This is a genomic window from Pseudomonas sp. TSO6, assembly GCF_056098905.1.
Genome location: NZ_JBLZWV010000037.1, coordinates 269,543 through 293,978 on the forward strand (window position 1 = coordinate 269,543; position 24,436 = coordinate 293,978).

24 protein-coding genes and 4 pseudogenes are annotated in these 24,436 nt (G+C 61.2%); 15 read left to right on the forward strand and 13 right to left on the reverse strand.

Annotated elements, in window-relative coordinates:
* Nucleotides 1-76: 76 nt before the first annotated feature.
* Nucleotides 77-1,102 (reverse strand): FecR domain-containing protein, encoded by a 1,026-nt coding sequence (locus ACN6NG_RS17390; protein ID WP_197897558.1) that lies wholly within the window; start codon nt 1,100-1,102, stop codon nt 77-79.
* The gene (locus ACN6NG_RS17395; protein WP_197897557.1) at nt 1,072-1,578 is read right to left on the reverse strand and encodes a sigma-70 family RNA polymerase sigma factor; all 507 of its coding nucleotides are present in this window, start codon (nt 1,576-1,578) and stop codon (nt 1,072-1,074) included. The genes ACN6NG_RS17390 and ACN6NG_RS17395 overlap by 31 nt, the downstream gene beginning before the upstream one ends.
* Before the next feature lie 201 nt (nt 1,579-1,779).
* On the opposite strand from ACN6NG_RS17395, the gene ACN6NG_RS17400 reads away from it, so the two are divergent.
* The 3 genes from ACN6NG_RS17400 to arsH all read left to right on the forward strand — a co-directional run bounded on the left by ACN6NG_RS17400 (nt 1,780) and on the right by arsH (nt 3,379).
* Nucleotides 1,780-2,127 carry a metalloregulator ArsR/SmtB family transcription factor gene (locus ACN6NG_RS17400; protein WP_474315170.1) on the forward strand — a complete coding sequence of 116 codons (348 nt, stop codon included), beginning with the start codon at nt 1,780-1,782 and terminating at the stop codon, nt 2,125-2,127.
* Between the two features lie 66 nt (nt 2,128-2,193).
* Nucleotides 2,194-2,664 carry an arsenate reductase ArsC gene (locus ACN6NG_RS17405; RefSeq protein ID WP_049277062.1) on the forward strand — a complete coding sequence of 157 codons (471 nt, stop codon included), beginning with the start codon at nt 2,194-2,196 and terminating at the stop codon, nt 2,662-2,664.
* Between the two features lie 13 nt (nt 2,665-2,677).
* Nucleotides 2,678-3,379: an arsenical resistance protein ArsH gene (arsH, locus tag ACN6NG_RS17410; RefSeq protein ID WP_063425893.1), complete on the forward strand. Its 702-nt coding sequence runs from the start codon at nt 2,678-2,680 to the stop codon at nt 3,377-3,379.
* Between the two features lie 62 nt (nt 3,380-3,441).
* Here arsH and ACN6NG_RS17415 read toward each other — a convergent pair whose 3' ends face one another.
* Nucleotides 3,442-3,759: a hypothetical protein gene (locus ACN6NG_RS17415; RefSeq protein WP_063425891.1), complete on the reverse strand. Its 318-nt coding sequence runs from the start codon at nt 3,757-3,759 to the stop codon at nt 3,442-3,444.
* A 284-nt stretch (nt 3,760-4,043) separates the two neighbouring features.
* On the opposite strand from ACN6NG_RS17415, the gene ACN6NG_RS17420 reads away from it, so the two are divergent.
* Nucleotides 4,044-4,553 carry a ProQ/FinO family protein gene (locus ACN6NG_RS17420; RefSeq protein ID WP_063425889.1) on the forward strand — a complete coding sequence of 170 codons (510 nt, stop codon included), beginning with the start codon at nt 4,044-4,046 and terminating at the stop codon, nt 4,551-4,553.
* Nucleotides 4,554-4,629: 76 nt separating this feature from the next.
* Here ACN6NG_RS17420 and ACN6NG_RS17425 read toward each other — a convergent pair whose 3' ends face one another.
* Nucleotides 4,630-5,574: a LysR substrate-binding domain-containing protein gene (locus ACN6NG_RS17425; protein WP_063425887.1), complete on the reverse strand. Its 945-nt coding sequence runs from the start codon at nt 5,572-5,574 to the stop codon at nt 4,630-4,632.
* 124 nt (nt 5,575-5,698) lie between these two features.
* On the opposite strand from ACN6NG_RS17425, the gene ACN6NG_RS17430 reads away from it, so the two are divergent.
* From ACN6NG_RS17430 to ACN6NG_RS17440, 3 genes are all read left to right on the forward strand, one after another.
* Nucleotides 5,699-6,739: an LLM class oxidoreductase gene (locus ACN6NG_RS17430; RefSeq protein ID WP_474315174.1), complete on the forward strand. Its 1,041-nt coding sequence runs from the start codon at nt 5,699-5,701 to the stop codon at nt 6,737-6,739.
* A gap of 141 nt (nt 6,740-6,880) precedes the next feature.
* Entirely contained in the window at nt 6,881-8,089 is a 1,209-nt protein-coding gene (locus ACN6NG_RS17435) for an MFS transporter (RefSeq protein ID WP_059396073.1), read from the forward strand.
* Nucleotides 8,090-8,239: 150 nt separating this feature from the next.
* Nucleotides 8,240-8,833, forward strand: a complete 594-nt coding sequence (locus ACN6NG_RS17440) for a TetR/AcrR family transcriptional regulator (protein ID WP_049277070.1) — start codon at nt 8,240-8,242, stop codon at nt 8,831-8,833.
* 56 nt (nt 8,834-8,889) lie between these two features.
* Here the strand turns inward: ACN6NG_RS17440 and ACN6NG_RS17445 are convergent, their stop codons facing one another.
* The 4 genes and pseudogenes from ACN6NG_RS17445 to ACN6NG_RS17460 form a co-directional block, all read right to left on the reverse strand.
* Nucleotides 8,890-9,174 (reverse strand): hypothetical protein, encoded by a 285-nt coding sequence (locus ACN6NG_RS17445; RefSeq protein WP_474315179.1) that lies wholly within the window; start codon nt 9,172-9,174, stop codon nt 8,890-8,892.
* A 185-nt stretch (nt 9,175-9,359) separates the two neighbouring features.
* Nucleotides 9,360-9,920 (reverse strand): hypothetical protein, encoded by a 561-nt coding sequence (locus ACN6NG_RS17450; RefSeq protein WP_474315182.1) that lies wholly within the window; start codon nt 9,918-9,920, stop codon nt 9,360-9,362.
* A 166-nt stretch (nt 9,921-10,086) separates the two neighbouring features.
* Nucleotides 10,087-11,124 (reverse strand): sensor domain-containing diguanylate cyclase, encoded by a 1,038-nt coding sequence (locus tag ACN6NG_RS17455; RefSeq protein ID WP_474315185.1) that lies wholly within the window; start codon nt 11,122-11,124, stop codon nt 10,087-10,089.
* Between the two features lie 77 nt (nt 11,125-11,201).
* Nucleotides 11,202-11,392: pseudogene (locus ACN6NG_RS17460) on the reverse strand (transporter); the annotation flags it as partial.
* 15 nt (nt 11,393-11,407) lie between these two features.
* Here ACN6NG_RS17460 and ACN6NG_RS17465 point away from each other — a divergent pair.
* Nucleotides 11,408-11,587 (forward strand): annotated as a pseudogene (locus ACN6NG_RS17465) (DUF1254 domain-containing protein); the annotation flags it as partial.
* 58 nt (nt 11,588-11,645) lie between these two features.
* Here the strand turns inward: ACN6NG_RS17465 and betT are convergent.
* Nucleotides 11,646-13,871 (reverse strand): choline BCCT transporter BetT, encoded by a 2,226-nt coding sequence (gene betT, locus ACN6NG_RS17470; RefSeq protein WP_353456343.1) that lies wholly within the window; start codon nt 13,869-13,871, stop codon nt 11,646-11,648.
* A gap of 648 nt (nt 13,872-14,519) precedes the next feature.
* On the opposite strand from betT, the pseudogene ACN6NG_RS17475 reads away from it, so the two are divergent.
* Nucleotides 14,520-14,717, forward strand: a pseudogene (locus ACN6NG_RS17475) (AraC family ligand binding domain-containing protein); the annotation flags it as partial.
* On the opposite strand, the pseudogene ACN6NG_RS17480 reads toward ACN6NG_RS17475, so the two are convergent.
* The 4 genes and pseudogenes from ACN6NG_RS17480 to ACN6NG_RS17495 all read right to left on the reverse strand — a co-directional run.
* Nucleotides 14,717-15,187 (reverse strand): annotated as a pseudogene (locus ACN6NG_RS17480) (LysR family transcriptional regulator); the annotation flags it as partial. The pseudogenes ACN6NG_RS17475 and ACN6NG_RS17480 sit on opposite strands and share 1 nt — an antisense overlap.
* 82 nt (nt 15,188-15,269) lie before the next feature.
* Nucleotides 15,270-15,776 (reverse strand): peroxiredoxin, encoded by a 507-nt coding sequence (locus tag ACN6NG_RS17485; RefSeq protein WP_063425871.1) that lies wholly within the window; start codon nt 15,774-15,776, stop codon nt 15,270-15,272.
* Nucleotides 15,777-15,864: 88 nt separating this feature from the next.
* Entirely contained in the window at nt 15,865-16,005 is a 141-nt protein-coding gene (locus tag ACN6NG_RS17490) for a hypothetical protein (protein WP_016486219.1), read from the reverse strand.
* Nucleotides 16,006-16,239: 234 nt separating this feature from the next.
* The gene (locus ACN6NG_RS17495) at nt 16,240-17,127 is read right to left on the reverse strand and encodes a LysR substrate-binding domain-containing protein (RefSeq protein ID WP_016500200.1); all 888 of its coding nucleotides are present in this window, start codon (nt 17,125-17,127) and stop codon (nt 16,240-16,242) included.
* A gap of 95 nt (nt 17,128-17,222) precedes the next feature.
* Between ACN6NG_RS17495 and ACN6NG_RS17500 the strand changes: the two genes are divergently transcribed.
* Genes ACN6NG_RS17500 through ACN6NG_RS17525 form a run of 6 tightly spaced genes read left to right on the forward strand, consistent with a single transcriptional unit; the run spans nt 17,223 to nt 24,090 of the window.
* Nucleotides 17,223-18,665 (forward strand): aldehyde dehydrogenase family protein, encoded by a 1,443-nt coding sequence (locus tag ACN6NG_RS17500; protein ID WP_474315191.1) that lies wholly within the window; start codon nt 17,223-17,225, stop codon nt 18,663-18,665.
* A gap of 13 nt (nt 18,666-18,678) precedes the next feature.
* Nucleotides 18,679-19,665 carry a dipeptidase gene (locus ACN6NG_RS17505; RefSeq protein WP_016500202.1) on the forward strand — a complete coding sequence of 329 codons (987 nt, stop codon included), beginning with the start codon at nt 18,679-18,681 and terminating at the stop codon, nt 19,663-19,665.
* Between the two features lie 55 nt (nt 19,666-19,720).
* On the forward strand, nt 19,721-21,271 hold the full coding sequence (locus ACN6NG_RS17510) for a BCCT family transporter (protein ID WP_016500203.1): 1,551 nt from the start codon (nt 19,721-19,723) through the stop codon (nt 21,269-21,271).
* A gap of 26 nt (nt 21,272-21,297) precedes the next feature.
* Complete coding sequence (locus ACN6NG_RS17515) at nt 21,298-22,992, forward strand: hypothetical protein (protein ID WP_474315195.1); 1,695 nt, start codon at nt 21,298-21,300, stop codon at nt 22,990-22,992.
* Nucleotides 22,993-22,994: 2 nt separating this feature from the next.
* Entirely contained in the window at nt 22,995-23,690 is a 696-nt protein-coding gene (locus ACN6NG_RS17520; RefSeq protein ID WP_474315198.1) for a DUF3726 domain-containing protein, read from the forward strand.
* Between the two features lie 28 nt (nt 23,691-23,718).
* Nucleotides 23,719-24,090 (forward strand): RidA family protein, encoded by a 372-nt coding sequence (locus ACN6NG_RS17525; RefSeq protein ID WP_028613671.1) that lies wholly within the window; start codon nt 23,719-23,721, stop codon nt 24,088-24,090.
* Nucleotides 24,091-24,436 lie beyond the last annotated feature (346 nt).

Consider the following 24,436-nt stretch of genomic DNA (forward strand, 5'->3'; position numbering starts at 1 on the left):
GTTCCCCGATGTTTTTTGATGTATGGCCTATGAGTCTCGCCAAAAATCAAAACGGCTCATCAAGGATGAAAAAACTTCAAACGTTAGCTGGCGAGGGGCGCAAGTTGACCCACAGGCGAGTGAAACGCTGTACATCCAGTTTAAGCGTCTGGGCGACGGCATCGATGATTCGATCACTGTCTGCCAACGGGTAGGTGCCCCATACTCGCAGATTGGCCAAGGCGGCGTCGCAGCCAAGATAGCCATGACGATACCGCCCAAGTTCGTCGAGAAACGCCTGAAGCGGTTGGCCGTTGGCGACGATCATACCTTCGGCCCAGGCGGGAGCGGATGCTTGCATGACACCCAGATCGAGCATCTCAAGCGGCCCGAAACGCGCCACCTGCCCGGCGTGCAGGGCAGTCCAGGTGCTGGCTTGAGTCGGGATCACCTGAAGCGCGCCGCGATAAACTGCCAACTGGGTTGAGCCATTGTCGAACTGACGTATCGTGAAACGCGCCGAGGACGCTTGCGTGCGAACCTGAGCGGTATCGATAAACACCGCCGGGTTCAAGGCAGTGTCGATCAAGGCCTCGCCGCTGATTAAGCGAAGGTGCCAACCACGGTCAGTGGCGCGAGCATTTATCGCACTATGGGTATTGAGTTCCAACGACAGATCCGAGGCCAGTGCAACACGTCGCTGCTCGCCCACCCCCGTGGTGTAATCGGCACCCATGCGCGACACCAATTCGCTGTCTCGGCTCAACCATGCGCCGGTGCCCACAGCCAGCAGCAAGGCCAGGCCTTTTATTGTCTGACGCCTGCTCAGCCCTTCCTGGGAAGGGCGCAACAGGGCCTGGCGGGCAAGGCCTGGATCGCCTCGGGTGCGTAATGCGTCGAGTTGCGCCCCCAGCGCCAAGGCTTTTTCCCAGGCCAGCTCATGCAAGGGGTTTTCACGGCGCCATGCCATGAAAGCGGCCTGTGCGGATGAATCGAAATCGGCCTCCTGCATATCGAGCCACCACTCCATCGCCTCCTCACACATTTTCGGCGATAGCGTTGGTTCTCGGATAAAGGCGTTCCCGGTGCTAGTCATCGCAGTGATTCCGTCACCAGCATGCATTGCGCACCCGCCTTGATGATATGGCGTTTGACGGTAGCGATTGAAATACACAGCCGCTCGGCAATTTCTGCGTGGCTGAGCCCATCCAGTTGTGACCAGAGAAACGCTTTTTTGACGGCGACGTCCTGTTTGCACAGTGCTTCGTCAAGCCGAACCAGCGTCTCGAAAATGATCAACTGGGTCGCCAAGTCCGGCAGTACGCTTTCGTCTTCCGTCTGGAGCGCATCCAGATAGGCTTTTTCCAAGCGTGCGCGGCGGTAGTGGTTGGACAGGACACTGCGGGCCACCTTGGCCAGGAAAGGCCGAGGCTGGCGGACTTCAATCACCTCGTTACTGGCCAACAGACGCATGAAGGTGTCCTGCATCAAATCAGCAGCGCGGTGTGAGCAGCTCAACTGCCGATACAGCCAGCTGCGCAGCCAGCGGTGTTGCTGTTCGTACAGAGCAGTGAACTGAGCGGTATCGACGGATGCCATTGGCGGCCACAAGAACGATGCAAATGAGACTTAGTATCATATTTGACTAATCGGGTGCCGACAAGAACGTAAAAGGGCGCCGCGTAAGGCTGGTCGGATGAATAAGGACTGAAACCGATGCGCCCAGTTTCTGCATTGCGGGGGTTGCCATATACATATGGAAATACGTATATTCGGTTATCCATATGTATTGGTGCCGCCATGATCACCCCGCCCGATGTCTTCAAATGCCTGGCTGACGAAACCCGCGCTCGCGCCACCCTGCTCATCGCCAGCCTGGGAGAGCTTTGTGTGTGCGAACTGATGTGCGCGTTGGGCGACAGCCAGCCGAAAATCAGCCGCCATCTGGCGCAGCTGCGCAGCAATGGCATGTTGCTGGACCGGCGCCAGGGCCAGTGGGTGTATTACCGCCTTAATCCGGCGCTGCCCGCCTGGGTTCACGAGATGCTGCAGGTCACCTTGCAGGCCAATTCGCAATGGTTGGCCGACAACACACTTCGGCTCAAGTGCATGGACGACCGCCCCGTTCGCGAAGCCGCCTGTTGTTGATCACCCTTTCGGCCCTGGCACTGCGCCGGCGCCCCTGACGTCCGCCACGAAGCAAAGGAGCCCTCCATGCGAGTCCTGTTCATGTGCACGGCCAACAGCTGCCGCAGCATCCTTTCTGAAGCGCTGTTCAACCACCTTGCCCCGGCAGGTTTCGAAGCGATCAGTTCGGGCAGCTTCCCCAAGGGGCAAGTATTGCCTCGTAGCCTGAGCACGCTGGAGCAGGCCGGTATTTCGACTGCTGGCCTGAGTAGCAAGGGCAACGACGCATTCGAGGGCAACCCGCCAGACATCGTCATTACCGTCTGCGACAGGGCCGCCGGCGAAGCCTGCCCGGTGTATTTCGGACCCGCGCTGAAGTCGCACTGGGGGCTGGAAGACCCGTCGGATGTGGTGGGTGACGAGGCGCGAGTCGACGCGGCCTTCCAGGCCACGCTGGCCCACATCGAGTCGCGCTGCCGAGCCTTCTTCGCCCTTCCATTCGCTAGCCTCGACCGTGATCAGCTCAAGCACGCGCTGGATCGCATCGGCACGCAATAAGCAGGAGTAAAAAATGCCAGATCATCTCCCCAACCTCGACCTCGCGTTGTTCGATCTGCCCCCAACGGCAACCGTTGCCAGCGAGCACAAACCACGCATCCTGCTGCTGTATGGGTCTACCCGCGAACGCTCTTTCAGCCGCTTGCTGGTAGAGGAAGCCGCGCGCCTGCTGGAGCACTTCGGCGCCGAGACCAGAACCTTCGACCCTTCTGGCCTGCCGCTGCCTGATGATGCGCCGGTGGAGCACCCCAAGGTGCAGGAATTGCGCGAGCTGGTGCAATGGTCGGAGGGCCAGGTCTGGTGCTCGCCGGAGCGCCATGGGGCGATGTCTGCGGTGTTCAAGGCGCAGATCGACTGGGTGCCCTTGGCGATGGGCGCCGTTCGCCCCACCCAGGGCAAGACCCTGGCGGTGATGCAGGTATGTGGTGGCTCGCAGTCGTTCAACGTGGTCAACCAACTGCGGGTGCTTGGCCGCTGGATGCGGATGTTCACTGTGCCGAACCAGTCTTCCGTACCCAAGGCCTACCTGGAATTCGATGAGGCTGGCCGCATGAAACCTTCGCCGTACTATGACCGCGTGGTGGATGTGATGGAGGAGTTGGTAAAGTTCACCGTGCTGCTACGCGACCGTCAGGATTACCTGGTGGACCGCTATTCGGAGCGCAAGGAAACCGCCGAGCAGCTATCTGCCCGCGTCAATCAGCGATCAATCTGAAGCGGCTGCACGGCCCGCTTGCACCAGGATGGCTAGCCCACCCTGGTGCGCTTTAGCGACGATCAGCGGTCTTGGTCACGCTGCGGGTTATCGCGTTGCGATTGCTGGCCACCCATGCGGTCTTTATCCGCCTGGTTCTGCTGGTCGGTTACATTGTCTTCAGGCCGGCCGCCTTTGCTACCGGTATCACTGGAACGGTCCCAGTCCTTGTTCATCTTGTCTTCGGGCTTCTGCCCTGGCTGGTTATGACCCGGTTGTTGCTGGTTCGGCATGCCACCGCCCGAGCCTTGACCGCCTTGCTGCCCGGTACCCGCAGTGTTGCTGCCCGCACCGGTGTCAGGATTGCCCTGATTGCCGCCCTTGTCTTGATTATTAGCCATGATCGCTTACCTCAAGTCAGACACAGAAAGGCCTGTGTATTCGTACGACTTCGGCTTTGCTGGCGGGGATTTATTTATTCGCGGCCTTTCGGATAAGCGATACCAAATGCAGCGACTTGATACTGAGCCGCGCTAAATACCGATGTGCTGCAGGACGAAAATCTGGGGAAACAGACACGCCGTGGCCAGGAAAATTGGGGCAATTCATCTGTTTAAGCTGATCTGTAGCGCTGCATGGCTTATCCTTGTGCCTCGCAATCAACTTCGAAGCAGTGAATTGAACAATGGGTTTTGAACAACTAGCTGAGCTACGTGACCGCCTGCGGGCGGAGAAAGTGCAGGAAAAGGCCGAAAGCCCGAAGCCCCCCAAGCGCAAGTCTCCGCCCCAGGCGAAGCCTCGTGAGCAGGACCCGGCGGTAGCAGCGATCTGGCCGTTGCAGAAGCATTTTCCACTGGCCTTCCCTGTCAATCCGGCCCCCAAGGTTCCGCTCAAAGAAGGCATCTTCAAGGATGCCGAGCAACACCTGGAGCTGCTTGGCATCACCAGTGAACAGCTCAAGCTGGGTATTTCCACCTGGTGCCGGGGCACCCGTTACTGGGCAAGCATGGTCGAGAATGCCCCGCGCCTGGATTTGAATGGCCAGGTCGCCGGCATTGTGACCGCCACTCAGGCGATCCATGCGAAGCAGCAAGCTGCTCGCCATCGCGGCCAGGACCGACGCAATCGTGCCAAGTCGAAAGCACGTGCTGCGGCCCCCGTTGCCGAGACCCCAGCCGAGCAGACTCCAGACTGAATTCAGACGAAACGGTCGAAGGGTTGGCGCTGCCTGTGCGCATCGCCAACCAGCACATCCTGGCGCTGAAGATCAGTCAGCCACAACTGGACTTGTCCAGGATGGAACTGGATGGGTCGTGTGGCTGAAGGTCGCTCTCGGATGCAAGCTGCGCTTGAATCCAGCCGATGAATGCCCGCACGTGCGCTCGGCCCAGGTTCTCCTGGCGGGTAACCAGGTAATAGGCAAAGCGCGAAGGCCATGGGCGGTCTATCGCTACCACCAATCTGCCGCCTCGCAGGTCTTCTTCCGCGTGCTGCGCCTGTACAAGCGCGATGCCCTGGCCACTGGCAGCCGCGCGTAACAACAGCAGGTCTTCGTCAAAACTCGGCCCGCGGCGGCTCCGCTGATCGGGCTCGACACCATGCGCCTGCAACCACAACCTCCAGTCGGCACGGTCGGCATCCTGCAGCAGCGGGTAACGCAGGCAGTCCTGCGGCTCATCCAGCGCCGGCCCGCCGGCAAGCAGGCCAGGGCTGGCTACCGGCAGCAGCACAGGCGCCAGTAGCGCTATCGACTCCAGCCCAGGGTAATCGCCCAGGCCATGGCGCAAGGCAATATCGACAGGATCACGATGCAGGTCGACCAGCTCGGCCGTGGACTGCACACGCACGTCGATTTCCGGGTGCTGTGCATTGAAATCCGCCAAGCGTGGCACAAGCCAACCGGACGCGAACGAGGGTTGGGTGCTGATCGTCAGTGTTTTAGCGCGCGTCAGCACTTCAAGGTCCAGCAAGGCGCTTTCGATCTGGCCAAAACCGCGTGAAAGCCCCGGATAAAGGCTCGCGCCAGCCTCGGTGAGCTGCACCCCATAACGGCTCCGGGTCAGCAGGATAACGCCGAGGCGATCTTCCAGCAGCCGAATCTGTTGACTGATTGCGCCTGGGGTAACGCCCATACGCTCGGCGGCTGCCTTCAGGCTGCCCAGCCGAGTGGCTTCGGTGAAAGCGCGCAACGCGAGCAACGGCAAGACCGCACCCATGCAAATACCAACCTTAGAAAAACTGATGTTAGGGCGTGAAAGGATCGTTAGTCAGCCCCATGTCTGATGCCTAGCATAGCGTTGACCCACACAAACTCGCATCAGTTTTTATAAGGTGAACAGCATGCAAGGATTGCCCCTTACCCCCATCAACAGCAAAGGCGCCAGCGCCGATGCCTTCGCCCAACATCCCGGTTACCGTCGCATGTTCGCCCATGGCCAGCTGACACTGGGCATCTTCCTGCCGCTTCGCTTCCATGACGGTGACATGGCTGTGCTTCGTGGGCAGGCGCAGCTGGTCAACGAAATCGACCGCCTGGGCTTCGCAGCCGTGTGGGTACGCGATGTGCCCTTGTACGACCCGGCTTTCGGTGACGCCGGCCAGGTATTCGACCCATTCACCTACCTGGCCTATCTGACGGCCCATACCCGCACTATCGCCTTGGCAACCGGTAGCGCGATCTTCTCCCTGCGCCACCCCATCGACCTGGCCAAGGCTGCGGCCAGCCTGGACTGCCTGTCAGGTGGGCGCCTGGTGCTGGGTATTGCCTCCGGCGACCGCCCCGTGGAGTTCCCCGCCTATGGCCTGCCCCATGAAAAGCGCGGGGAGCGCTTCGCGCAAAGCGTGGACTACTTCCGTCAGCTGCTGGCTGGCCCTTCTGCGCCGATCCATTCGCCATTGGGCCAGCTCGATGGCGCCCGCCTGCTCCCCTGCCCCGTTACCGGGCGCATCCCGTTACTGGTGACCGGCTCGTCACGCCAATCCATGCAGTGGCTTGGCGAACAGGCCGACGGCTGGATTACCTACCCCGAAGCCACCCATAACATCCTTGGCCCGCGCCGCCTGGCCGAGAAGATCCGCGCTTGGCGAGCGGCCATTCCTGGCGGCGGCTTCCGTCCGCATGTCACCAATGAATGGATCGATCTTGATGAAGACGCCAACTTCCCGCGCACGCCGCAACAAGGTGGCTATGTGTTGCGCACAGGCCGCAACGGGTTAATCGAGCTGTTGCATGAGTGGCGCGAGGCCGGGGTCAATCATGCTGCACTGGGCATGCAGATGGCCCAACGCCCGGCGCAGGAGATCATCCAGGAGCTGGCAGAAGAAGTGCTGCCACTGTTTCCATCGCTGACGGGGCCAGAGCCCCATGGGCAGAACTGGTAGGCATTGCGGTGGCTGCTGGTTGTGAACGGCGCGCGCATCGGCTTTACATTCAGTTCGTATGATAATAAGGTTTTAATCATACGCGGCGTATGTAATTTCTGGTCCAGCCGGAAGCGCACCTGTCGATAAGGAGAGTCGAGCATGTTCACAACCTACCGCACGTTGTTCCAGTCAAGGGGAACCAAGGGCTTCGCTCTGGCGGGCCTTTTGGCGAGGCTTGCGTTGCCGATGACAGGTATCGGGATCATCACCCTGTTGTCGCAGGTTCGCGGCAGTTACGGCCTGGCGGGTGCGGTAGCAGCCACCTTCGTGTTCATCTATGCCCTGCTGTCACCGCAGGTCTCACGCCTTGTGGACCGCTTCGGCCAGCGCCGGGTATTGCCGGCAGCCGCCGGGCTCAGCGTGCTGGGCATCCTGCTTCTGGTGGCGTGCAGCTATTGGCAGACGGCGGACTGGACATTGTTCGCTGGCGCAGCCCTGGCCGGCTTCATGCCAAGCATGTCGGCAATGGTGCGTGCACGCTGGACTGCGGTCTACCGCGGCCAGCCCCAGTTGCAGACAGCCTTTGCGCTGGAAACCGTACTCGATGAAGTCACCTTCATCGCCGGCCCGCCGATTTCAGTTGGCTTGAGCGTGGCGGTGCTACCCCAGGCAGGGCCACTGGCCGCCGCCGTGCTGCTGACCATTGGTGTGCTCGCACTGGCCGTGCAGGTCAGTACCGAACCGCTGGTAGAGGCCGATGCTGCCAACGGGCAAGGCACCGTGTCGGTCTTGCGTCTCGCCGATGTGCGGCTGCTGACCCTGCTGCTGGTGGCGATGGGCGTGATTGTCGGTACCGTCGACATCGTCAGCGTGGCGTTTGCCGAGCAGATGGGCATGCCGGCTGCAGCCAGTGCAGTGCTGTCGTGCTACGCCATCGGGTCCTGCCTGGCGGGGCTGGTATTCGGTGCCTTGAAACTCCATACGCCACTGCGCAAGCTGCTCCTGCTGGGTGGGTTGGCCACCGCAGCGACCACCTTGCCGCTGCTGCTGGCGGGTAACATCGTCGGGTTGGCTGGCGCAGTGCTGGTCGCGGGTCTGTTCTTCGCCCCCACCATGATCGTGGCGATGGCGCTGGTAGAGCGCATTGTTCCGCCAAGCAAGCTGACCGAAGGCATGACCTGGTTGCTCGCCGGGCTCAACGTCGGGGTTGCCGGCGGGGCTGCGGCATCGGGGCAGGTTGTCGATGTATTGGGTGCCAAGGCCGGATTCAACGTCGCCCTTGGCGCCGGCGTGGCGGTGTTCCTGGTTGCTTCATGGGGCTACTACCGCCTGCGGGACCGCACTGAAGAAATGTCGTATTCGGTTTGATCCCGTCCGCCCGCCATGTATCGAGCAAGGCGAAGCAAGGAGAAAGCAGGCGCTTGTCAGTGCGTGTCGAGATCAAGACAATGGATACAGGTTGTATGACGGCACTCGCATACGCTCACCTCATGCCATCTGAAGACAAGGAGTAGCTGGATGGTTCGACGCACACGCGCCGCAATGGAAGAAACCCGGGCCAGGTTGCTGGAGACCGCGCGCAAAGTATTCAGTGAACGCGGCTACGCGGACACTTCGATGGATGACTTGACTGCCCAGGCGGGCCTGACGCGGGGGGCGCTGTACCATCACTTTGGCGACAAGAAGGGGTTGCTGGCGGCAGTGGTCGAGCAGCTCGACGCAGAGATGGATGAGCGCTTGCGTGCCATTACTGACACCGCAGAAGATGGGTGGGAGGGTTTTCGCCAGCGCTGCCACGCCTTTCTGGAAATGGCGCTGGAGCCCCAGATCCAGCGGATCGTGCTGCGTGACGCCAGGGCGGTGCTGGGTGGCGGCTCGCCGGAGGCACAGCAACAGTGTGTCGAGTCGATGCGCAAGCTGATACATGAATTGATAGTGCAGGGCGTTATCGTCGAAGCGGACGCTCAAGCGCTGGCTTCGCTGTTATATGGCAGCTTGGCAGAAGCGGCTGCGTGGATCGCGGAGGCTGAAGAGGGCGCCGCGCGCTTGGCGCAGGCAAGCGTGGCGCTTGATCTGCTGTTGCGCGGAGTGCTTAAAAGCCAGGTTGCCTGATGAGCAGGTAACCGCCCTCCTCGCCTAGGATAAATCTTCCAAATCCGCAAACCTGCTCAAAAGTAACCGAGCACCCACTGCTGAACGGCTGACGTGTCATTGATGTCGCCATCGAAACTATAGCGGGGGTCATGACTTTGATTATTCCCCAGCACCCGCCCTCTCCACACTTTCAACGGTAACCAGAACTGCGCACCACTAGGCAAGGCCTGAGAACCGATGTCGATATACAACGTGTCGCCACTCATTGATAACCCGAAATGGGTCGCTCCAGGAACGGCCAGAACCGCATCTGCAAAATCCAGACAGGCACTTGCACAGAATGAGTCCGTCACCAGCACAAGCTGCCCTTTGAATCTTACTGGACTGGAATCCTTTACCAGGCCCTGGTCGAGCGATGACGTATCGGGCTGTCGACCAAGCTGTTACCACCGCGATTGCCACGGGTGTCGAATACCACCAGTTTGGCGTCCTCGATGTGCCTGAGCGTGTCGAGCATTTGTTCGAGGATAGATCGCCAGTTTAGCTATGAACTTAATGAAATAGCTGTATCGATTACCGACAAGGGTAGGTAGATCAATGTAAGTGGCGCGTACAGGCGGCGGGGGCGTGCGAAGAACACTGCCAACGGCAATGTGAACATGACCATATCCACCGCTGCCCATAGCTGGAAGGGTGAGGCGTTGAAGAACAAGATATTGGTCACACTACCCAAACCAAGGTAGGTACAGATCGCCAGCAAGGCAAATCGCCCATCCTGCTCAAAGTAGACCTGAAGGCCATACAGTTCGTCCTCGCTACGACTGGGCAGGATCAACGCCGCTGCGCTGAACAGGGAAAGGGTCAGACTGACCAGAAGCAGGAACTCGACGAAAGAAAAGTCTTTCTTGAATGTGGGAAGATCATTGAGGGCCCACCACAATTCTAGCTGGAAGAGAAAAAGTGTGAATGCCCACGCAAGGGCTACCCAATCTGGCGGTGCCGTCCGGCGGATCCTGAAAACGGTCATGACGCCCAAAAGAATCCTGGTGATGGACAAACCCAGCACCATCGAAAGCACGGTCACCAAGATAGGGAAATTGCCCACCGCCGCCTCCTCGGATGTACGCTGTTTCTCGCAAAGCGTGCCGTCGTTGACCTATACAATTCCTTGGTCAAACTTCCAGGATAAGGCCATCAGCCGAACCACCTGAAGAATGACCGAAGCGAGCCTCTGATGCGCTTGTGTGACCGCCATGGCCCAGCTTAGGCTCTTACAGGATCGGCGGGAGATAGACAACTCGGTCTCGCCCTCCCTGTTTGGCTGCGTAAAGTGCGCTGTCGGCACGCCGCAGTGCATGATCGATCTGCTCGCTATCGGCGACTAAAGTAGATCCTAGGCTGAGGCTCACCCTTAGCGCACCGCTGGAGAGTTGCATCGGTCTGCTGCCAACGAGCAGGCGCACGCGTTCCGCGATCCGCACCAGCTCGTCAGCGTCCTTTACCCGTAGCAACGCGACGAATTCCTCACCGCCTTGGCGTACCAGCAAATCGTCCGGGCGAAGGGCTGCTCGCAAGCGACGCGCACACTCGCAGAGCACCTGGTCACCGTCAGCATGACCATACTTGTCGTTTACCGACTTGAAGTGGTCAAGGTCCGCATACAGAGCACCCAGCTTCAGACCTTTCTCCTTTGCCAAACGGCGTTCACAATCCTGGAAGGCCGCCACCGCGCCGCGGTTCCATAGCTGTGTTAGCGGATCAAGCAAAGCCTTGCGTTGCTCACGGTCCATTTCAAGCCGTAAGTCGTGGTTGGCCTGTATCAAGCTGCGCAGTTGTAGATAACCCTCTGCGAGCGTGGCCAAGTCTCTGAAGTTGGCCTGTTGGGCCTCACTTAGCAGGCGTGGGCGAGGGTCGAACATGCATAACGTTCCGATTGCTTTGCCGTTCCCGGCACGCAAGGGGTGACCGGCGTAGAAGCGGATGTAGGGTGCGCCAATGACCAGCGGATTATCGGCAAAACGCGCATCGTACTCGGCGTCAGCCACCAGCAGGGTGTCGTCACCCAGAATGGCGTAGCCGCAGAACGACACATTGCGCGGCGTCTCGTTTACATCTAGCCCAATCCTGGCCTTGAACCATTGCCGATCGTGATCAATCAGGCTGATCAGTACAGTATCCACGTGCGCCACTTCTTGAGTGAGGCGCACCAGGGTATCGAGGTAATGCTCAGCCGGTGTATCCAGCACATTCATCTCATCAAGGGTACGCTGGCGCAGCGTTTCGTCAGTCGGTATGGGGCAAGCCGGCATGTCTTTCTCCAGTCGATGGGGTAGCGTCTGCAAAGGTCCTACGCTGATTGAAGTCTTCACCACACATACTGCAAGCGCAACGTCCCGGTCAGGAATGTCTCGGGCTGCCAGGTGGCAAACTCTTCCTGGGTCAGCGCCGCCCCCCCAACAGATTGTGCACGAAAACCAGCTGCACATCCCCCATCCCGCCATTGTGCCTGGTCCCGTCGAAAAACCGCGCATCGTCGAATGATGCGCTGATATCGACATAAAGCTGAGTTACCTGTATCGCAGAGTTGCGCCCGCCGACATCCTGATGACCACGCCCAACCCCGACCTGGTCTACGCCATGAGCTACCTGGACCTGACGAAGTACGGGCCGCTGGTGGTCGAAGCACCGCCCGGGGTGCAGGGCATGTTCGATGATTTCTTCCAGCGGCCGATTATGGGGCCGACCATCGGTGGCAAGATCTGGCGCGATGAACACTGGGTGCGTCACCCATGCACGGTCGCCGCGCACACCAAAAATGTCACGGACAGCATTACGACTGCCTGGGTGTCAACACAGAGGCGGTAGCGTTCTCGCTGGAGAAAACAAGGAACGCCAAGTGGGCCTCATAGCGATTGAGCACATCATCTATGACCTGCTGTTTGGTCAGGCCCATCAAGTCATAACCGCCAGACCCCGTCTGGGTGAACACCTCCAAACGGTAATAGACATCGATCTCGCGCGTCATGCGGCCACTGAACATGGGCACAGGCGCCTCGACAATAGCGACGTGGTAATGGAAGTCACGGAATTCGTCCATCGATACCCGCAGCAACGGTTCCTCGATACCGCTGGTATTGACCAGGTTTTCCCGGGTGACGTGATAGCCCTGATGGCGGAATTCAGCGACGACTTCGCCCAGCGCTGGCCCGACTGTCCGGTCCAGGAACTGGGTGACCTGGTGCAGCGATGGGTACGCCCGCAGGTGCTCGAGCCGTTGCTTCCAGGAGCGCTCCGGTACATGCCCCCCGCTCGCCGCCATCGAGGGACGGCGCAGCACGCGCCCTTCACGTTCGGCACGTTCCATGCGCAATACCTTGTAGAAGGATGCCATCACCAGATAAGCGATGACCGTCACCGGTAGCGCAAAGATCAGCGTTGCATACTCCATGGTCGTGACCCCACCTGCGACCAGCATCGCCACAGTGAGCATGGCCGTGAGCAAGGCCCAGAAAATCCGCAACCAGCTCGGGCCGTCCTGGGAAGGGTCGGGAATCGTTGCAGAAAAGTTCGACATCACCATCGCCCCGGAGTTGGCGCTGGTGAGGTAGAACAGCAAGCCTGACAGCGTTGCCAGTCCAATCAGAAACATCGAGCCCGGGAACATCTGAAGCAGTGCATACCAACCCCGCTCGGGGCTGTCCATCGCCAGCGTGGCAAACTCGGTGTTGCCCTGGAGTACCTGAAAAAGTGCGCTGTTGCCGAAAAGCGAGACAATGATGAAATCGCACAGTACCGGCGCTGTGACTGCTGCCAGGACGAATTCACGCAAGGTGCGGCCCCGCGAGATTCGCGCCAGGAACACGCCGACGAATGGCCCCCAGGCCAGCCAGAAGGCCCAGAAAAACAACGTCCACCCCCCCATCCAGCCGGCCCCGTCGGGCTCGTAGGCAAACGTCTGGAATGTACGCGCAGGAAAGGTGACGAGAAACTGACCGATGTTCGACACCAGTGCATTCAACAAGAACGCCGTCTGCCCTGTTATCAGGATGTACAGCATCATCGCCACGGCGCTCCAAAGGTTCAACTCGGCGATCCAGCGGATGCCTCGGTCAACCCCGGAGGTGGTGGCCGCAATGGTAAGCGCCACAGCACCCATCACCAATGCGATCTGTAATGAGAGGCCCTGTTCCAGGGCGAATATCAGCGAAAAACCAACACTCAGCAGTACCACACCGATACCCATCGACGTGGCGACTCCAAACACGGTGCCGACCAGCGCAATGATACTGATGCCATCGCCCAAGGGGCCGCGTACGCGTTTGCCAAACAGAGGGTAGAGCGCGGCGCGAATCGACAGCGGCATGTCCCACCGATAGGCGAAATAACCCATGGCCATTCCCAGCAGGGCATACATCGCCCACCCTGCGATGCCATAGTGAAACATGGTCCAGATGACCGCGTCCTGCATGGCCTGGGCAGTACCGCCTTCACCGCTGGGCGGGTGCAAGTACTGTACGACCGGGCCGGTGACCGAATAGAACAGCATGTCTATGCCGACCCCTGCGGCGAACAGCATGGCAACCCAGGTCACCAGCTTGTACTGCGGCCGCGAGTGGTCAGGGCCGATGCGCACGTCCCCTTCCCTGGATAACGCGACCCACAGCACGAAGCCGACGACCAGGGTCATCGTCAGCACGTAGTACCAACCCAGGTTCGTCGCAATCCAGTCGGTTGTCCGCTTCATCGCCGAGCGTGCTGCATCGGGCATGAGGATCGTGGTAATGGAAAACACCAAGATCACCATTGACGAGATCAGCAGGACGCGCCAGTTGATGCGCGCCTCCTGATGTACGACCAATTGGCCGTGACCTTTGCCGAGGTCACTGCGAGATACGGGAGGATCGTCAGCGTCGCCTGGTCGGCCAGGGCGGCGTGCCGTACCGCCGTATTTGCTGCGCTCGAGTGCTGGCATCGACTTCACGCAGGGGCCAGCAGTCGTTGAAGTGGTCGGATCGTTACCGTTGCAGTGTTGATCCTTGGGAGGTACGAAGGGCATGAGCTTTCTCCTGTTGCGTACTTCATTCAACTCCGCCTGATCAGGCCTGCCTCACAGTAGGAGCGAATTCCATCCATTCGGTTGTTTCATGCGATTGCACGCGCGCGTATGCGCGTTTGGGCAGCAGTCCCCAAGGCAGGCTCGCCCGGCGCCAGCGCAAGTGCGTGAAAGGGCCTGATGATGACGACCACATTGATCGTGCGGGGCAGGATTGCCGGTTCTGGACCAGGCTCCGTTGGCCGGGCGCAAGGCAGACAGCACAAGAGTGTCACGCATGTCGGCTGGATACACCGCAGTTCAGGCCCGCAGTGTCAATCAAGCGCTTCAACTGAGCCTTGGCTCAATTGAGGGTGGAAGCCCTGGGCACGGAGCATCGCCAGGGTTGGCGTCGTCGCTGTTGCCGGACGACGTATGGGGAATGTTCTGGTGGAACCCGCGAATTCTAACGATACAGGCAGTCAAATAGAAGGCTCACCCACAGCTATCGTTCAGAAGCGGCGGAAAACGATGTGGCCAGTCGATTTGGATTGACTGACTCCCTCAGGGCGTGAAACGGGCATTGAGCGGAAATGGATTGGGTGCTCGCGTAATCCTGAAATAGCATGGACTATTCACATTCAAGATGGCGCACTCGCGGTGAGCATACCCATGGAGCGAAAAGCAATCCCCTCAGCCACCTCTGATTGGGTCATACGCAGCACTACACCTGGCAGTGTGGAGCGCATCGAAGCGTGGTTTGGCGGCCATGGCTACGACCCGCATCGTCACGATACCTATTCGATAGGCCGCACCCTTGCCGGCGTCCAGAGCTTTCACTACAAGGGCGCGCTGTGCCACGGTGAGCCCAGGCTCAGCCGGCTCAGCGGTTGCTGCGAGGTAATGGCAAAGTCCAGGCTGCCGTCGCGCAGGCGTTGCAGGATCTGGCTGGGGCGCAAGTCGGTGATGGTGATCTTCACTCGCGGGTACTTGCGCCGGAACGCGAGGATGCTCTCATCGACACCATCGAGCATCGCTGTCAGCGATGTGACCCCGATCGACACAGCGCCCAGCGCGGCATCCTGAATGCTCGCCGCTTCGATCTGCAGGCGACGAATGCTCTCCACCACGAGGTTGGCGTGGCGAATGACGCGCTTGCCTTCCTCGGTAAGGGCCATGCCTTTGTGCGAGCGCTGCAACAGGCTGAAGCCGACCTCCCGTTCCAGGTCCTTGATCGAACGACTCAGCGCAGGCTGGGTAATGTGCATGAGCTTGGAAGCTTCAAGGATGCTGCCTGCGTTGTGGATGGCGACCAGCGCCTTGAGTTGATGCAGTTTCAACCGTCTTTTCCCTTGTTGTTATCGGGTCGGTTTGAAATAGGCTTTGGCGACCCTGACAGGCCCTGACTGAAAGGCCTGGCGGCTAAACGTGACGCAACGTGGCCAACACGCTCGCCGCATCACTGACCTCGAACTTGCCAGGCGCTTCGACAGCAAGGTGTTTGACAACCAGGTTGTCGACCACCATGGCGTAACGCAGCGAACGGCGCCCCAACCCACGCGCCGACAGGTCCTGGATCAGGCCCAGTGCGTCGCTGAATTCGCCGTTACCATCGCCGATCATCCTCACCGCTTCGCCCACCTGCAGGCTGTTGCCCCAGGCATTCATGACAAAGGCATCGTTCACGGACACGCAGAGAATCTCGTCAACGCCCGCGGCGAACAACGCTTGTGCCTCAGCGACATAACCCGGGACGTGGCGTTCGGAGCAGGTAGGCGTGAACGCGCCGGGCAAACCGAACACAACCACTTTTTTCTGCTTGCAGCGCTCGTGAACGGAAAAGGCATTGGGGCCGATCGCGCAGACGCCCTCGTCATTGTTGTACTCGTACAGCGTAACGTCGGGCAGTAGATCGCCAGTGTTGATCATCGTGGTCTCCTGGGTGCGTTGATGGCCGGGCACGCTATGATGGCGCAGTCCACCAGGCCAGGTACACCATGCCCGCCGCAACGTCCGTTCAACGCGCCAATATCGCCTGGGTATGGTCGATGGAAGGAACGGGCACCAGCACACGCCGAGCCGCCAGCCATTCCCGCATGCGCGCCGTATCGAAAATCTGCCCCTCTTCCATCATCACCAGGATGAGCGCTTGTGACATTCGGTAACATCCACACTGGGAACAATGCCGCTCTTCCCATCCCTGGGTGCACTCGACGGATTGCGCCTGTCCCGCGCAAATCAGACAACTCATGTAAGCCCCCTTTTGTTTTTGTCCATGGAGGTGAGCGCAAGGTTACGAAAATCGTATGCCAAGCGCTGTACATGAGATTTCCATGCCAACTTTAAATCCCCTCCATTTTCAGAGCGAAATTGGGTGCCATGAGCCGCAGGCTCAGCCGGCGTGGGCCAGCTGCACCTGCAAAAACGCCATCAATGCCCCCGCCGCAGGTGACAAGCTGCGCCCCTTGCGGGTGAGCATGCCGATATGCCGCTCGACCTTGGGCTCCACAAGCGGTACGAACGCCAGCTTGTCGTTCTCGTGCGGAAAGGCGAGGTACGGCAGGGTGCTGATCCCCACCCCCTCCTCCAGCATGGCGATCAACGAAATCATGTTGGAGATGAAGAGCCGGCTGTGCGACAGCAAACCCTCGGCCTCGGTGCCTGCCAGCAGTTGCGAGGTACCATTGCGGATCATCGGCACGCCCTGCAACTGCGCCCAGTGCAGCGGATCACCCGCCTGCGCCAACGGGTGGTCGCTACGGCACACCACGCCCACCTGATCGTTCACGATCGGGGCGAATTCAACCTGCTCATCATCCATCCACAGGCTGCTGATGCCGAAATCCACCTGCCCTTGGGCCAGCAACTGCTGCACACGTTCGGCGGTGCCATCCTGAATGCTGACCTGCACGTTCGGGTGTGCGGCCACGAACCGGGCCAGCGGCCCTGGCAGCATGCGGCTGGCCACCGAAGGTACCGTGGCGATGCTGACTTGGCCGATTTCATGCCGGGCAAGCAGCGTGGCTTCACGGGCGATACGGTCATGGTGCTCGATCAAGCCGCGAAACAACGGCAGGCAATGCTCGCCGAAGGGCGTCAGCTCTACCCGTCCCCCGCCCTTCTCGACCAATGCCTGGCCCAGCTTCTGCTCCAGTTCACGCACGGCCAGGGATATCGCCGGCTGGGTGCGAAAGGCCTGGCGGGCGGCGGCATGGAAGCTCTTGAGTTCGGCGACCAGTACGAAGTAGCGCAATTGGGCGATCTTCAGCTCGGGCAACATGGTTAGCATTCCTTATCAAAGCATTTTTTTTATTAATTTTTATTTGCTGCATATTGCTCGCATGATGAATGCCATGCAAACAGAGGCGTTCATCCATGTCACACAAGACCTACAACAACTACATTGATGGCCAGTGGTGCGAAGGCCACACCACCCTGGGCAACTACAGCCCCTCGGACACCGGCGACCTGATCGGCCAGTACCATCAGGCCAGCGCCGAACAGGCCCGCCAGGCCATCCAGGCCGCCCGCGCCGCACAACCGCAGTGGGCCGCCAGCGGCCTGGAAGCCCGTCAGCAAATCCTGATGGCCATTGGCGACGAACTGATTGCCCGCAAGGAAGAGCTCGGCGAACTGCTCTCGCGAGAAGAAGGCAAGCCCCTGGCCGAAGGCATCGGCGAGGTCAACCGCAGCGGCCAGTTCTTCCATTACTACGCCGCCGAAGTGCTGCGCCAGATGGGCGAAACCGCCGCCTCGGTGCGCGCCGGGGTCGACATCGAAGTGCATCGCGAACCGGTGGGTGTGGTGGGCATCATCACCCCATGGAACTTCCCCATGGCCACCGCCGCCTGGAAAATCGCCCCGGCCCTGGCCTTCGGCAACACCGTGGTGTTCAAGCCGGCCAACCTGGTGCCGGCCAGTGCCTGGGCACTCACCGAGATCATCAGCCGCCAGGGCCTGCCAAGCGGCACCTTCAACCTGGTAATGGGCAGCGGCGCCGAGGTCGGCGAAGCGCTGGTGCAGTCCGCCGACATCGATGCCCTGACGTTCACCGGTTCGCTGCAGACTGGCCGGCGCGTGGCGGTCGCCACCGCAGGTAACCTGGTGCGCTGCCAGCTGGAAATGGGCAGCAAGAATGCCTTGGTGGTCATGGATGACGCCGACCTTGAACTGGCCGTGGAATGCGCGCTCAACGGTGCCTTCTTCGGCACCGGGCAGAAGTGCACGGCTTCGTCACGGCTGATTGTCTGCGACGCCATCCACGACCGCTTCGTCGAGGCCCTGCGCCTGCGCATGCGCCAGCTCAAGGTCGGCCATGCCCTGGATACCGGCGTGCAGATCGGCCCGGTGGCCGACGCGCGCCAGCTGGAACAGAACCTCGCCTACCTGCAGTTGGCCCAGGCCGAAGGCGCAACCCTTATCGAAGGTGGCGAACGCCTGCAACTGGAGAGCGACGGCTACTACATGCGCCCGGCGCTGTTTATCAACAGCCGCAACGACATGCGCATCAACCGGGAGGAAGTGTTCGGCCCCATCGCCTGCGTGATCCGCGTACGCGACTTCGAAGAGGCACTGGCCACGCTCAACGACACCGAATACGGCCTCACTGCCGGCATCATCACCCAGTCGCTGCGCCACGCCAGCCACTTCAAGCGCCGCGCCCAGACCGGCTGCGTAATGGTCAACCTGCCCACCGCCGGCACCGACTACCACGTGCCGTTCGGTGGCCGCAAAGCCTCAAGTTTCGGCCCACGGGAACAGGGCCAGTACGCCCGTGACTTCTACACCGTGGTCAAGACCACCTACCTGCGGCCCTGAAGGAGTACACGCCATGCACGACCTCTTGATGATCGACGGCCTGCAGTACTCCAACTGGAGCCCGGAAATATTCCAGCAGATGCAGGCCGGTGGCCTGAGCGCGGTGCACGCCACCATCGCCTACCACGAGAACGCCCGCGAAACCCTGTCGCGCCTGGGCGAATGGAACCGCCGCTTCGAGACCTGGCCCGAGCTGATCCGCCCGGTGCGCACGGCCAGCGACATCCGCCTGGCGCACGAGGAAGGCCGGGTGGGGATATTCTTCGGCTTCCAGAACTGCTCGCCGATCGAGGACGACATCGCGCTGGTGGAAGTCTTCCGCCAGCTCGGGGTGTTCGTCATGCAGCTGACCTACAACAACCAGAGCCTGCTGGCCAGCGGCTGCTATGAGCGCGAAGACAACGGCATCAGCCGCTTCGGCCGCCAGGTGATCGCCGAAATGAACCGCGTCGGCATGCTCATCGACATGTCCCACAGCGCTGAACGCAGCACCCTGGAGGCCATCGAGCTGTCGAGCCGACCGGTGATCATCTCCCACGCCAACCCGGCCAGCTTCCACGCAGCCAAACGCAACAAGTCCGATGCGGTGCTGCGCGGGATCGCAGCATCAGGCGGGCTGCTGGGCTTCAGCACCTACCCGTTTCACCTCAAGGGTGCCTCGGGCTGCAGCCTGGAAAGCTTCTGCGACATGGTCGCGCGCACCGCCGACCTGATGGGCGTGGAGCATATCGGCATCGGCACCGACCTGTGCCAGGCGCAACCGCTGGCCGTGCTGGAATGGATGCGTAATGGCCGCTGGAGCAAGGACAAGGACTACGGCGAAGGCTCCAAGGATAACGCCAACTGGCCAGCGCCCTTGCAGTGGTTCCGCGACAGCCGTGACTTCGGCAACATCGCCCAGGGCCTGCGCGCCCGTGGCTTTGCCGAACAGGATGTGGCCAACATCATGGGCCTGAACTGGTTGCGCCTGCTGGAGACTGCCACCACGGCGCAGGCCTGAGCCCCTTGCACGGACAGCATCCACAATAACAACAATCGCAGGTTCCGGAGGCTTCATGAAAAACCCAACCACCCTGCAGGCTGAAGGCCAGGCCATGGGCCTGCCAATGGCACGCGACATCGACTGGCCGCTGTTCGTGATCAGCGGCGGGTTCCTCGGCGCCTTCCTCCTGGCGGCACTGATCGACATCGACAGCGTGTCGGCGCTGGTCAACACCCTGTTCGCCTGGTCGACCAGGTTCTTTGGCCTCTACTGGCAAGTGCTGATGCTGGCAACCTTCGCCGTCAGCCTGTTCATCGGTTTTTCCAGATGCGGACGCGTACGCCTGGGCGGCGTCACCCAGCGCCCGGACATCAGCACCTTCAACTGGATCGCGGTGATCATGTGCGCCCTGCTGGCAGGTGGCGGCGCCTTCTGGGCCGCTGCCGAACCCATGATGCACTTTGCCAGCCCGCCCCCCCTATTCGCCGGCCTGCAGCCGCACAGCGAAGCGGCGGCCACCGCGGCACTGGCGCAATCGTTCGTGCACTGGGGCTTTCTCGCCTGGGCCGTGCTGGGCAGCCTGCTGGCAATCGTGCTGATGCACCTGCACTACGACAAAGGCCTGCCACTGGCGCCGCGCACCCTGCTTTACCCGCTGTTCGGCGAGCGGGCACTCAAAGGCCCGATCGGCACCCTGGCCGACGCCACCTCGATCATCGCCGTAGTCGCCGGCACCATCGGCCCGATCGGCTTCCTCGGCCTGCAGATCAGCAGCGCCATGCATGCGGTGTGGGGCTTGCCCAACGATATCGTCACCCAGTCGCTGACCATCGTCCTGGTCACGGCCATGTACACCGTCTCGTGCCTGGTGGGCCTCAAAGGCATCCGTTTTGTCAGCGAGATCAACGTCTGGCTGATGATCGGCCTGGCGCTGTTCATGGTGGTGTTCGGGCCGACGCTGTTCATCCTCGGCGGCTTCCCGGCGGCTTTTGCCCTGCATGTGGAGCACTTCATCCCGATGGCGATGTTCCGCGCCGACCCCAAGTGGCTGGACTGGTGGACGGTGTTCTACTGGGGCTGGTTTATTGGCTACGCGCCGATGGTGGCACTGTACGTCGCGCGGATCTCGCGGGGCCGAACCATTCGCGAGATCATCATGACACTGTCGATCATCGCGCCGCTGGTAACCATGTTCTGGTTCACCGTGGTGGGCGGCACCGGTATCGGCCTGGAGCTGCAAACGCCTGGCATCGTCACCGCCCACGGCACCCAGCCCGAGGACCTGCTGCTGGGGGTGACGCAGAACCTGCCACTGGGCGGCCTGATCAGCGCGCTGTTCCTGTTCCTGAGCTTCATCTCGGTGGCCACCAATGGCGATGCCATGGCCTTCACCGTGGCGCTGGCGATGTCCAGCAACGATAAACCGAAAAAATGGCTGTGCGGTTTCTGGGCCATCGGCATGGGCCTGGCAGCGGTGGTGCTGATCACCATCGGCGCTGGCGGCGTGACGGCCCTGCAGTCCTTTATTGTCATTACCGCGGTGCCGGTGTCGCTGGTGATCCTGCCAGCCTTGTGGGATGCAGTGCGCATCGCCCGGCACATGGCCCGCGAACAAGGCGTCTGAACATGATCCATCCAGGTACAACAACAATGCCCAACACCGTGCCTGCAATACCCGCGATGCGCCCTGCCAGCCAGGTCATGGACCTGGCCCGGCTGGGCAGCCACTTCCAGAGCCCGCTGAGCTTCGTGCGCAGCAGCATGCGGCGGATGATGCAGCAGCACTGGCACATCCAGCGCAGCTGCTTCGACCTGGACGGCCAAGGCTTCGGCACCGCGATCTACCGCATCGACACCCCGAATGGCCTTTACCACTGCGTGATCTTCTCGGCCTACCTGCCGCCGGAAAAGCGCAGCGACCGGGTCATCGCTGACCAGTGGGATGTTACCTTCGTGCTGGTGAATGGCGATGTCGATGCTGCACAACTGGCCGACCTTCAGCGTAACGTGCCGCTGCAGGAGGCGGGCCGCTTCGATGCCCGCGTACTCGTGCTGTCACGGGCCAACCGCAGCCTGCGCAATTTCGACCGGTTTCTGGCGGCGCTGGCGGAGGGTCGCCAGCCCGACCCACAGCAACTGGTTGAGGTTGGCTACCTGTATCGCACCACTGCGGTTTACGGCAACGGCAAGTTCGGCATCGCCGACTTTGGCTGCCTGCAAGACAACCCGGACTTCAACCAGCCGTTCAGCGCGCAGATGTTCACGGTCTACTTGCTGCGCCACTTCAGCATCGAGCAGATCAACCACATGGCCCAGGCGCTAGACCCGCAGCGGGCAGTGCAACTGGCGCCGGCCCTGCAGCGGTACCTGGGGGTCGGCAACGCGACCGGGTTGGGCATGGCCCCGTTCCTGATCAACCACCCGCAACTGGTGGAACGCTGGATCAGCACCCGGGAAACCGCCCTGACCCTGGTGTTGGCGCAGCCGGCCGACCCTGACCGGTTGGTGCGCCTGCAGGCACTGCTGGCACGCGCCCGCCTGCATTTGGAACAGTCCCGGACCGAAGACCAACGCCAGCATGAGCAGAACCTGCAAACCTTGGCCGAGCTTGCTTTACTGACCACCTGGCTTGGCGCACAAGCCACCGGCGCGGGCCTTTGGTCGCGCCTGCTGGCCTGGGCTGAGGCACAGGCGGGGGTGGGCTGCCAGGAACTGCTGGCAAGCCTGCTGCTGGAGCTGTACCCCGAGCAGGTCACGCCACTGGCCGAGCACATGGGTGTCAACGAAAGCTGGCAGCTGGACGCGCAGATGCCCCTTGGGCAAATGCGCCAGCTCATCGAGCAGCGGTACGGCTGGGCGCTGGGCTACGACTTCAGTGCCGTGGATGCCGAGCACTTCTTCTGGTACCGCTCGGCCGAAAAAGAGGAGCCGCGCCTGGGTATGCGCGCCGAGGAACCGGGGGCCGAAAAAGAAATGCAGCTGGGCATTGCCCGCAATATCCAGCAGTGCCACGCCGCACTGCTGCAACACCTGCAGCTACAGCCCCAGGCATTGACCGCGCACTTCCTGATCGCCCAACCGGCGTTCAAAGGCACGGTGCGCCGCCTGCAAGGCATGGCACAGACAACCTACGGTGAAATCCGCGCCAACCTGCTGGCCCGGGACATGCTGCCGATTCACCTGCTGCGCTGCAAACTGGCGTTTTTCGGCGCGGGCAAGTTCGACCCCAAGTCCAGCCGCTGGGTGCGTATCACGCTGTTCCAGGGCGCACCGCTGGTCAGCGACATCGGCCAGCCATTCGCAGACGACTGGAATTTTGCGGTCATGCCGCAAGGGGAACTTTGACCATGCGCGTATCGCTTAACGAAATACAGGTGATGTGCCGCAAGGCATTCGAAGGCATGGGCTTCGCCCCCGGCGACTGCGAGGATGCCGCCGAGCTGGTGGGCTGGCTGCAATTGCAAGGGCTGGATGGCGTGGGTGCGCTGGAAAAGGCCCTGCTCTACCTGCAAGCCGAAGCCGCCCAGCCGTACACCCTGAGCCGCGAAGATGACGCCCTGCTGGTGATCGACGCCAAGGGCCAGAGCGTGTTGCGCTGCGCCGCAACGGTGGTGGAACTGGCAGCCGCCAAGGCCATGCGCCGTGGTCAGGCCGAGCTGCGCATCCACCAATGCCACAACCGCTTGCTACTGCTGGGTTACCTGAGCCGGGCAGCTGTGCAGGGGCTGCACGTGCAAGCTCGCTGGGAAGACGACCGTCAGTGCCACCTGGCCGACTTTACTGCCGGCATTCAGCGCCCGGCACTGCGCAGTGAAGCCCGGCCCGGCACCATTGACGCGGCCGAGCAAAGCGTCACGGTGCTGTTTAGCCGGCCTGGCCAGACTGCAACGGCGCCAGCCAACCCGCAGAGCACCTTGCAGCAGGGCTTTACAGTCAACGACCACACCTGGCAACGGCTCAAACAGCTTGCCGAACACATCCTCGTCGAAAGCACCGATGCCTCGCGCCGCCACGGCGCAGGCGGCGGCAGCGATGCTGACTGAAGCCGCTCAACACTCAGGAAACCAACCCATGAAACATGCAATCAAGACCGAGCTGTTCGCCTCTCGGGCCCCTCTGGAATGGGCGGTAGTCGGCAACGGTACGCTGTACACCGCCCAGATCCCCATCGACGCACAGGGCCAGGTGGTTGCTGGCGGCATCGAGGCGCAGGCCCGCCAGACACTGGACAACCTGCGCCATACCCTGGAAGCCGCCGGCAGTTCGCTGGATGCCGTGACCCAGGTGCTGATCTACGTGACCGACCGCCAATACCTCGCCACCGTCAACAGCCTGTATGCCGACTACTTCCAGGCCCCCTACCCTAACCGCGCGGCAATCGTAGTGGCGGGGTTGGCACGCGAAGAAATGCTGGTGGAGCTGGTGGTGTACGCCTGCCTTTGAGGGCCTTGAGGCGTTCGCCTGGAGGTTTTCAGCGCCTGTGCGATCGAGCGCCGCCCGCGCGGCGCTCGATATACGCATCACATAACCCCCAAGACATGCACCCGGAACACTACGATTTTTCCCCGCCAGGCACCGACCTGTGCCCCATCTCGGTTCAAAACCCTCTCCCTGATCAAAACCGCCCTTTATTGATGCATCGGCCAAAGCCCCCCCGACAGCACCGGCCCGCAACGCCCCTCGCATTCCCGCATTTCCGGCACTGCCAAGCGTTTTCGGCACTTTCATTGCAAAGGCTGTTTGTGCCCAACGCACAGGCAATCAATCGCAACCGAGGCTTACGCCAGAC